The sequence below is a fragment of the Phenylobacterium sp. genome (assembly GCF_036963605.1).
Lineage (GTDB): Bacteria > Pseudomonadota > Alphaproteobacteria > Caulobacterales > Caulobacteraceae > Phenylobacterium.
In genome coordinates, this window is the sequence record NZ_JBALUY010000108.1 from 1 (window position 1) to 8,633 (window position 8,633).

8 protein-coding genes are annotated in these 8,633 nt (G+C 67.7%); 3 read left to right on the forward strand and 5 right to left on the reverse strand.

Annotated elements, in window-relative coordinates; all coding sequences use genetic code 11:
- Together V7702_RS15675 and V7702_RS15680 are read right to left on the reverse strand one after the other, a co-directional pair.
- A partial coding sequence (locus V7702_RS15675) for a porin (protein WP_335651015.1) occupies positions 1 to 1,106 on the reverse strand: 1,106 nt, incomplete at its 3' end.
- 60 nt (positions 1,107 to 1,166) lie between these two features.
- The gene (locus tag V7702_RS15680; RefSeq protein WP_335651016.1) at positions 1,167 to 1,490 is read right to left on the reverse strand and encodes a DUF1476 domain-containing protein; all 324 of its coding nucleotides are present in this window, start codon (positions 1,488 to 1,490) and stop codon (positions 1,167 to 1,169) included.
- A gap of 296 nt (positions 1,491 to 1,786) precedes the next feature.
- Between V7702_RS15680 and purC the strand changes: the two genes are divergently transcribed.
- Together purC and purS are read left to right on the forward strand one after the other, a co-directional pair.
- Positions 1,787 to 2,545 carry a phosphoribosylaminoimidazolesuccinocarboxamide synthase gene (gene purC, locus V7702_RS15685; RefSeq protein ID WP_335651017.1) on the forward strand — a complete coding sequence of 253 codons (759 nt, stop codon included), beginning with the start codon at positions 1,787 to 1,789 and terminating at the stop codon, positions 2,543 to 2,545.
- On the forward strand, positions 2,545 to 2,787 hold the full coding sequence (gene purS / locus V7702_RS15690) for a phosphoribosylformylglycinamidine synthase subunit PurS (protein WP_335651018.1): 243 nt from the start codon (positions 2,545 to 2,547) through the stop codon (positions 2,785 to 2,787). Before purC ends, purS begins: the two co-directional genes overlap by 1 nt.
- 127 nt (positions 2,788 to 2,914) lie before the next feature.
- Here the strand turns inward: purS and rpoD are convergent, their stop codons facing one another.
- The 3 genes from rpoD to V7702_RS15705 form a co-directional block, all read right to left on the reverse strand.
- Entirely contained in the window at positions 2,915 to 4,843 is a 1,929-nt protein-coding gene (gene rpoD / locus V7702_RS15695) for an RNA polymerase sigma factor RpoD (RefSeq protein ID WP_335651019.1), read from the reverse strand.
- Between the two features lie 100 nt (positions 4,844 to 4,943).
- Complete coding sequence (gene dnaG, locus V7702_RS15700; RefSeq protein WP_335651022.1) at positions 4,944 to 6,827, reverse strand: DNA primase; 1,884 nt, start codon at positions 6,825 to 6,827, stop codon at positions 4,944 to 4,946.
- A 43-nt stretch (positions 6,828 to 6,870) separates the two neighbouring features.
- Positions 6,871 to 7,566, reverse strand: coding sequence for an HAD family hydrolase (locus tag V7702_RS15705; RefSeq protein ID WP_335651020.1), 696 nt, complete (start codon positions 7,564 to 7,566; stop codon positions 6,871 to 6,873).
- 151 nt (positions 7,567 to 7,717) lie between these two features.
- On the opposite strand from V7702_RS15705, the gene V7702_RS15710 reads away from it, so the two are divergent.
- Positions 7,718 to 8,633: PAS-domain containing protein (locus V7702_RS15710; RefSeq protein ID WP_335651021.1), on the forward strand; the 916-nt coding region annotated here is incomplete at its 3' end.

Sequence of the window (8,633 nt, forward strand, 5' to 3'; positions counted from 1 at the left end):
GCGTTCGCCCCCTGCCCCACGGCGGTTGCGTCCCCGGCGGACGCCGTCGCGAAAGCGCCGAAAGCCGACGCGCCCGCCGCGGTGGCCTGGGCCCCGGTTCCGTAGGCGGTGGTGTTGACGCCGTTGGCCTGCGCCCCCTGCCCGGAGGCGTGCGAGCCCTGTCCCGAAGCCGTCGGCGCCGGTCCCGTTCCCCCGCTGGCGAAGCCGCCGCCGGCGGCCGTGATATCCTGGATCTGGTCCTGGAGGTCCGCCAGGCGGTCGCTGACATCGGCGTCCAGGGCTGTCAGGTCGACGTCGAAATCGTCGCCCAGGGTCGCGATGGACTGGTTGAACTCCGCCCGGGCTGCGGCGATGGCGTCGTTGAGGGCGCTCTGCGCCGCCGCCAGGGCGCTGGTCAGACCGGTCTCGGCCGTGGTGATGGCCGCCGTCATCTGGGCGAGATTGACCGCATCGGTGCCCATCACGCCGGCGGACACGTTCATCAGCCGCCGCTCGGCGCCCACGGACCCGAACGAAACCGTATTGGCGACCGAGGCGATGGAGCCCTGGCCGATGGCCACCGAGCCGGCGGCCCCGGCCGAGGAGCCCTGGCCCAGGGCGGTGGCGTTCAGCGCATTGGCCGACGCCGAGTGGCCGATGGCCGTGGCGTTGTCCTGACCGTCCGCCCCCGCCCCGGCCCGGGCCTGGTAGCCGACTGCGGTCGCGCCCTCATTGCTGAAGGCGGATCGCGGATGCTGTTGCTGCCACTGCTCCAGCGTCGCGCCGCCCAGGGGGTCCCAGGGCGGATTGTCCGTGGTGGGATCGCCGCCGCCCCAGGCGCCGGCCCCGATCACCGTGGCGCCGTCGCCGGACGAGAAGGCGGAGGCCCCGTGGCTGGTGGCCCCGGCTCCGTACGCATTGCGCATCGTGCCCTCGACGGTCTCCCACCGCACCTCGCCGGTGTCGGCGCGAAGGCACCGGTCCGTGCCGGGAATGTAGAAATACCTGGACCCGTACGCGTCGCAGATGCGGACGTATTCAACAGGCTGGGCGCTTGCGCGATCCGGCGCTGCGGACCAGCCGCAGACAACCGCGAGACAAAGCCCCAGTAGACCGCGTTTTTGCATAACGCCCCCCAAGATCCCAGGGGCGCTTTTACCCTAACGCGGTTCTCTCGCCAACCGGGATCAGTCCCCCTGGCGGATCTGCTCCCGGGCGTGGGACATCAGTTCGTCCATCTTGGAGCGCAGCTCGCCCTCGGACACGGACAGGCCCGAGCCCTTGAGGTCGCCGGCCACCTTGCGGACCACGTCCTCATCGCCCGGCTGCTCGAAATCGGCGCGAACCACGGCGGCGGCGTAGGCCTCGGCGCTTTCGGCGGACAGGCCCATCTTCTCGGCGGCCCAGAGGCCCAGCAGCTTGTTGCGGCGGGCGACGGCCTTGAATTCCTGTTCCTGGTCCCGGGCGAACTTGCTCTCGAAACCCTTTTCGCGTTCGTCAAAGGTGGTCATACGCGGCATCAACTCCTGACGCGCCCCCGGCGGGTCGCGGCGCCGTCTATAGCCCGCCCCGGCGCGAACGCAACAGGAACTGGACCGGCTCGGGCACTTGCGAATCCGACGCAGCGGGACTGCGGCGTTTGTGCGTTTCACGCCCATGCGATATAGGCGCCGCGCAGTCTACCGCCGGGCGCTATAGTGGCGCCAGTCTGATTCCGCCCGCGCCGCCCGTCGATCCACCTGACCGGTTCGAGGGGGCGCGGTTTCGTTTTTTCGGCCCCGCGCCGCCGCATCCCCCTACGGGAACCGTGATGAAGAACCGCAAGAAGCTCTACGAAGGCAAGGCCAAGATCCTCTATGAAGGACCCGAGCCCGGCACCCTGATCCAGTATTTCAAGGACGACGCCACCGCCTTCAACGCCCAGAAGAAGGCCATCCTCGAAGGCAAGGGCGTGCTGAACAACAAGATCAGCGAGTTCATCATGACGCGCCTGGGCGGCATGGGCATCGCCAACCACTTCATCAAGCGGCTGAACCTGCGCGAACAGCTGATCCGCGAGGTGGAGATCATTCCGCTGGAAGTCGTGTGCCGCAACGTGGTGGCCGGCTCGCTGGCCCAGCGTCTGGGCCAGGAGGAAGGCACCGCCCTGCCCCGCTCGATCATCGAATTCTATTACAAGAAGGATGAGCTCGGCGACCCGATGGTGACCGAAGAGCACATCACCGCCTTCAACTGGGCCACCACCCAGGAGATCGACGACATCCTGACCATGACCGTGCGCATCAACGACTATCTGTCGGGCATGTTCGCCGCGGTCGGCATCACCCTGGTGGACTTCAAGATCGAGTTCGGCCGGGTGTGGGAGAACGACTTCGCCCGGGTCATCCTGGCCGACGAGATCAGCCCGGACTCCTGCCGCCTGTGGGACACCACCAGCGGCGAGAAGCTGGACAAGGATCGCTTCCGCCGGGATCTGGGCGATGTGATCGAAAGCTACGCCGAGGTGGCCCGCCGGCTCGGCATCATGAAGGACATGCCCACCGTGATTCAGGGAGGCCTGCACTGATGGCCAAGAAGGTTAAGGTTCACGTCTATCTCAAGCCCGGCGTCCTGGACGTCCAGGGCAAGGCCGTCGAAGGCGCCCTGCACAGCCTGGGCTGGCCCGGCGTCACGAACGCCCGCGTCGGCAAGATGATCGAGTTCGATCTGGCCGACGAGGTGGCCGACCCCGAAGCCGAGGTGAAGCGCATGTGCGAGACCCTGCTGGCCAACACGGTGATCGAGAGCTACCGCATCGAGGTGGCCTGAGCCCGGGGATGCGTGCTGCATCATAAGCCGTCCGCAGCCCGGCCAGCGGTGAGTGCGGCTCCAGGCAGGCCCCTCCACCATGCTTCGTATGGTCCCCCTCCCCCGATTGGGGGAGGACTTCTGACCGTCAGCTGTCCAGGAAGCTCCGCAGCTTACGGCTCCGGCTCGGGTGCTTGAGCTTGCGCAGGGCCTTGGCCTCGATCTGACGGATGCGTTCGCGGGTGACGCTGAACTGCTGGCCCACTTCCTCGAGGGTGTGGTCGGTGTTCATGCCGATGCCGAAGCGCATGCGCAGCACCCGCTCCTCGCGCGGCGTCAGGGACGCCAGCACGCGGGTGGTGGTTTCGCGCAAGTTGCTCTGGATCGCCGCGTCGATGGGCAGGATCGCGTTCTTGTCCTCGATGAAGTCGCCCAGGTGGCTGTCCTCCTCGTCCCCGATCGGGGTCTCGAGGCTGATCGGCTCCTTGGCGATCTTCAGGACCTTGCGGACCTTCTCCAGCGGCATGGCCAGGCGTTCGGCCAGTTCTTCCGGCGTCGCCTCGCGGCCGATCTCGTGCAGCATCTGGCGCTGGGTGCGGACGATCTTGTTGATCGTCTCGATCATGTGCACCGGGATGCGGATGGTGCGGGCCTGGTCGGCGATGGAGCGGGTGATGGCCTGACGGATCCACCAGGTGGCGTAGGTGGAGAATTTGTAGCCGCGGCGGTACTCGAACTTGTCGACCGCCTTCATCAGACCGATGTTGCCTTCCTGAATGAGATCAAGGAACTGCAGGCCGCGGTTGGTGTATTTCTTGGCGATGGAGATGACCAGGCGCAGGTTGGCCTCGACCATTTCCTTCTTGGCCTGACGGGCCTCGCGCTCGCCCTTCTGCACGGTCTGGACGATGCGACGATAGTCGTCGATGGCCACGCCGGTCTCGGTGGCGAGCGCGGCGATCTCGGTGCGGATGTCGCTGATCTGGCCGGCGTCGTTCTCGGTGAACTTGGTCCAGCGGACGCCCAGCTCCTTGACCTTGTCGGTCCAGGCGGGATCGAGCTCGGCGCCGAAATAGGCCTTGAGGAATTCCACACGGCTGATGCCGTAGGAATCGGCCAGACGCAGCAGGCGGCCTTCAAGGCCCATCAGGCGCTTGTTGATCGCATAGAGCTGCTCGACCAGGGCCTCGATGCGGTTGTTGTTGAGCTTCAGGGTCTTCAGGTGCTGGACGATGACCGTGGTCGCGGCCTCGAAGGCCTTGCGGTCGGAATCGCCCAGGTCCTCGCCGGCCAGCTTCTTGGCGACCAGCTTTTCCTGCAGCCGGCGGAAGGAGTCGAACTCCGAGGCGATGGCGTCGAGGGTCTCCATGACGCCGTCGCGAAGCTCGGCCTCCATGGCGCTGATGGTGGGGCCGGCGCCGTCGTCGAAATCGTCGTCGTCGTCGTCGCCCTCGCCTTCGGCCTTGGCCTCGCCGCCTTCGGCGCCCGGCTCGGGCTTGGCTTCGGCGGTTTCCTCGGTCCCGGTGTTCTGGCCGCCATAGGTCTGTTCGAGGTCGATGACCTCGCGCAGCAGGATGCGGCCCGAGGCCAGCTCCTCGCGCCAGACCATGATGGCTTCGAAGGTCAGGGCGCTTTCGCACAAGCCCCGGATCATGGTGTCGCGACCGGCCTCGATGCGCTTGGCGATGGCGATCTCGCCCTCGCGCGACAAGAGCTCCACCGAACCCATCTCGCGCAGATACATGCGCACGGGATCGTCGGTGCGGTCGTAGGCCGGCTCCTTGGTCGTCTCGACGACGGCCGTCTCCTCGCGGACCGCGACCTCGCCGCCCTCGGCGTCCTCTTCGGCCTCGACGACGTTCACGCCCATCTCAGACAGCATGGCGAGCGTGTCTTCGATCGCCTCGGAGGTCACCTCTTCAGACGGCAGGACCTTGTTCAGCTCGTCCATGGTGACGTAGCCGCGGGTCTTGGCCTGCTTGATGAACTTCTTGACCGCGGCGTCCGTCAGGTCGAGCAGCGGACCATCGCTGGTCTGGGCTTCGGTCGTTTCCGCTTCGGCCGTATTGGTGCTCATCGAATTCTCCGGTTCGGTCCGCCGCCTCTCCTGCAAGGAACGGGCCGATCATGACTAACAGGGGCCGAAACGGCCGTATGAGTACGACCCGTGACCGGCTTTAATCGTTCCACTCTCTGGTCGCGCGTCTGAGTGCGTCGCGTTCCCCCTTGAGACGCTCGAAGGCTTCCATATCCGACCGCTCCCGAAGGTTTCCCTTCGAGGCGTCGAGAGCCTTGTCGAGCGACGCCAGCCTGGAAAGGCTAGCGAAGGCTTGCGACCACTGCGAATTCGCGGCTTCGAGGGAGACATCCGGTTTCAAAAAGGGCGCGCCCGATTTCGCAGCGGCCCGGTCGATGTCTGTCAGCAGCGCATTAAACCCGCAGGATCGGAGATGGCGCGTCAGGCTGTCAGAGTCAAGGTGGTCCGACTCCAGACGCAGGCGGATGATTTCCCTCACCATTTCGCAAAGCGCCGGTTCGCCGAAACCTTCGGTTGCGAAGACATCCTCCAGATGGTCGTCCAGGACGGTCGGTCGCGACAGGGCGTAGGCCGCCAGGGCCGCCGGCGCCGGATCGAGCCCGGAGGCCAGCCGCCCGGCCGCGGCCTTGCCCTGGGCCGTCGGGGGCTGTGCGTCCGCCCAGGCCTCTCCGGGCCCCTTCCAGCGCCCATTGCGGCGCGCCTGCGGGCGCCAGGGCGGCCGGACGCCCTGCCCGCTGTCGGCCTTGCGGAACAGCCCGTCGTAGCGTTCCAGCAGGTCCTGGCGGTAGGCCTGCTGCAGGTCGTTGTCAGCGATGGCGCCCGCCGCCTGCCGCAGGCGGCCCTTCAGTCCCGCGCGCCGCTCGGGCGTATCCAGGGGTTCCAGATCACGTTCGCGTTCAAAGAGGGCCTGGGCGAAGGGCGTGGTCGCCGCCAGTTGCTGGCGCAGGGCGACGGGTCCTTGTTCGCGCAGCACGTCGTCGGGGTCCTTGCCCCCCTCGACCAGCGAAAACTGGAAGCTCTTGCCGGGCTTGAGGATCGGCAGGGCGCGGTCCATGGCGCGGAAGGCGGCCTGACGGCCCGCTCGGTCCCCGTCGAAGCACAGGGTCGGCTCGGGGTGCAGGCGCCAGAGCATCTCCATCTGCTCTTCGGTCAGCGCGGTGCCCATGGGCGCGACGGCGGCCACGCCGGCCCGATGGCAGGCGATGGCGTCCATATAGCCTTCCACCACCACCAGGGGCGGGCTTTCGCCCGACGGCGCCGCCCCCAGGATCTTGCGAGCCTCGCCCATGCCGTAGAGCACGTGACCCTTGTGGAAGACCGAGGTCTCCGGGCCGTTCAGGTACTTGGCGCGGGCCTTGGGATCCATGGCCCGGCCGCCGAAGGAGACGAACCGTCCGCGCCCATCGGCGATGGGAAACATGATCCGGTCCCGGAAGCGGTCATAGGGCGCGCCGCCGTCCTCCGGCGCGATCAGCAGGCCGGCCTCCACAAGTTCGCCAGGCCGCGCGCCCTTGGCGACCAGATAGTCCTTCAGGGCGGTGCGCCCGCCCGGCGCATAGCCGATGCCGAACCGCGCCCATTCCGCTTCCGGCAGGCCCCGGGCCGCCAGATAGTCCCGCGCCTCCCGGCCCACGGGGCGACGCAGCTCGGCCTGGAACCAGGCGCCGGCCTGCTCCAGCCATTCGGCCAGGCCCTGGCGCACCCGGTCGCGCTCGGCCGACTGGGGGTCGGGCGCCGGCATGGGCACCCCGGCCTCGGCGGCCAGGCGTTCCACCGCCTCCATGAAGGTGAGCCGCTCGGTCTCCTGCAGGAAGGTGATCAGGTCGCCGTTCTTGCCGGACGAGAAGTCGAAGAACTGGCCCTTGTCGTCATTGACGAAGAAGGACGGGCTCCGCTCCTTGGTGAAGGGCGACAGGCCGACGAACTCCCGGCCCTGCTTGCGCAGCTTCACCGTGCGCCCGATCACGTCGGAGGGGCGCAGGCGGGCCTTGATCTCGTCGAGAAACCGTTCGTCGAACTTCACCCCTGACATATGCGCCGGGGAGCCGGAAAAATCATCAACCAGCTCAGCTGATACGGTCGAGCCAAGCAGGCAATTCCGAAATGCTGGCCAGTTCGGCGAACCGGGGATGGCCGTGGGGCGCGTCGGCCATCTCGTGGGCCCAGGTCACTGCATAGGGAATGTGAGCAGCCCAGGCGCCGGCCTCCAGGGCCGGCAGGATGTCTGAGCGCAGGGAGTTGCCCACCATGGCGCCCTGCGCGGCGCCGGTCCCGTGGCGGGCGAAGACCCGCTCATAGGTGGAGGCGTCCTTCTCGCTGACGATCTCCACGGCGGCGAACAGATCGCCCAGCCCAGAGGCCGCCAGCTTCTGTTCCTGGTGCAACAGGTCCCCCTTGGTGATCAGCACCAGCCGGTAGCGCTCCGACAGCGCCGCCAGCGCCTGGTCCACACCGGGCAGCGGCTCCACCGGCTCGGTCAGCATGGCCCGGCCCGCGGCCAGAATCTCGCGCACGATATGCGGCGGCGCCTCGCCGCCCGTCAGCTCCATGGCCGTCTCGATCATCGAGAGGGTGAAGCCCTTCACCCCATAGCCATAGAGACGCAGGTTACGCCCCTCCACCTCGGCCAGGCGCGCGCCCAGGGTGTCGGGGTCCGCCACATCGGACAGCAGATCGAACAGCCTCGCCTGGGTCAGGCGAAAGATCGTCTCGTTGTGCCAAAGGGTGTCGTCGGCGTCCAAGCCGAGGGTCGTGATGGTCATGGGCTCCTGATAGCGCCATCAAAGATGTTTGCGAACCACGCGCTCAGAATCTGACCAATTCCCTTGCTGGCCAAGGAATTCCGGCCCTGGCAGGACTTCGGCAACACATGCTGGGCTTTGCTCTCCCCGGTCAGGCGGGGTGGAGTATTTCATGTCACGGGGGGGGATCGGCGCCGTCGGGCGGGCCGTGGTCCGTGCGTTGGATCGGCTGATCGGCGGACGGGCGTTATTGCGCGCCCAGGTCGAGGCCAAGGCGGCCCGAGACCGGCTGCGCGCGGCCATCGACGCCTTTCCAGAGGGCGTGGTCTTCCTGGACCGCGAGGGCCGCTACATCCTCTGGAACGACCGGTACGCCGAGATCTATCACCGCTCGGCCGACCTGTTCGCCCCGGGACGCGCCCTGGCCGAGACCCTTCGCATCGGCGTCGAGCGCGGAGACTATCCCGAGGCGCTCGGCCAGGAAGACGCCTGGATCGAAGAGCGCCTGGCCAAGCTGGCCAATCCCGATGGAGAACGCCTGGAGCAACAGCTGTCAGACGGCCGCTGGCTGATGGTCGAGGACCGCCGCACGGCCGACGGGGGGTTGATCGGCCTGCGGGTAGATATCACCCAGATGAAGCGCCAGGCGGCAGCCCTCGAAGGCGCGCTGGACCGGGAGGCCGCCGCCAGCCGCGCCAAGAGCGAATTCCTGGCCGATATGAGCCACGAGCTGCGCACGCCGCTGAACGGGGTCATGGGCCTGGCCCAGGCGCTGGAGGCCACCAATCTGGACGAGGCCCAGCGGGCCATCGTCGGCGATCTTGTGGACTCCGGCGCACGCCTTGAGGCCCTGGTCGGCGGGCTGCTGAAGTACGAACCCAGTCACGTCCCCCACCCCCAGGCCACGGTGAAGGCGGTCGCCGAAGCCGCGGCCTCTGCGCCTGGCGAGTTGCGGGTCCTGCTGGCGGACGACAACCCCACCAATCGGCGGGTGGTCGAACTGATGCTCGACGCCGCCGGCATCGAGGTGGTGAGCGTGGAGGACGGCGCCCAGGCCCTGGACGCCCTGCGCGAGCAGGCCTTCGATC

Excerpts from the sequence above, each read along its gene's own strand:
- V7702_RS15705 (WP_335651020.1), bottom strand. The coding sequence starts at position 7,566 with ATGACCATCACGACCCTCGGCTTGGACGCCGACGACACCCTTTGGCAC.
- purS (WP_335651018.1), top strand. The coding sequence starts at position 2,545 with ATGGCCAAGAAGGTTAAGGTTCACGTCTATCTCAAGCCCGGCGTCCTG.
- V7702_RS15680 (WP_335651016.1), bottom strand. The coding sequence starts at position 1,490 with ATGACCACCTTTGACGAACGCGAAAAGGGTTTCGAGAGCAAGTTCGCC.
- rpoD (WP_335651019.1), bottom strand. The coding sequence starts at position 4,843 with ATGAGCACCAATACGGCCGAAGCGGAAACGACCGAAGCCCAGACCAGC.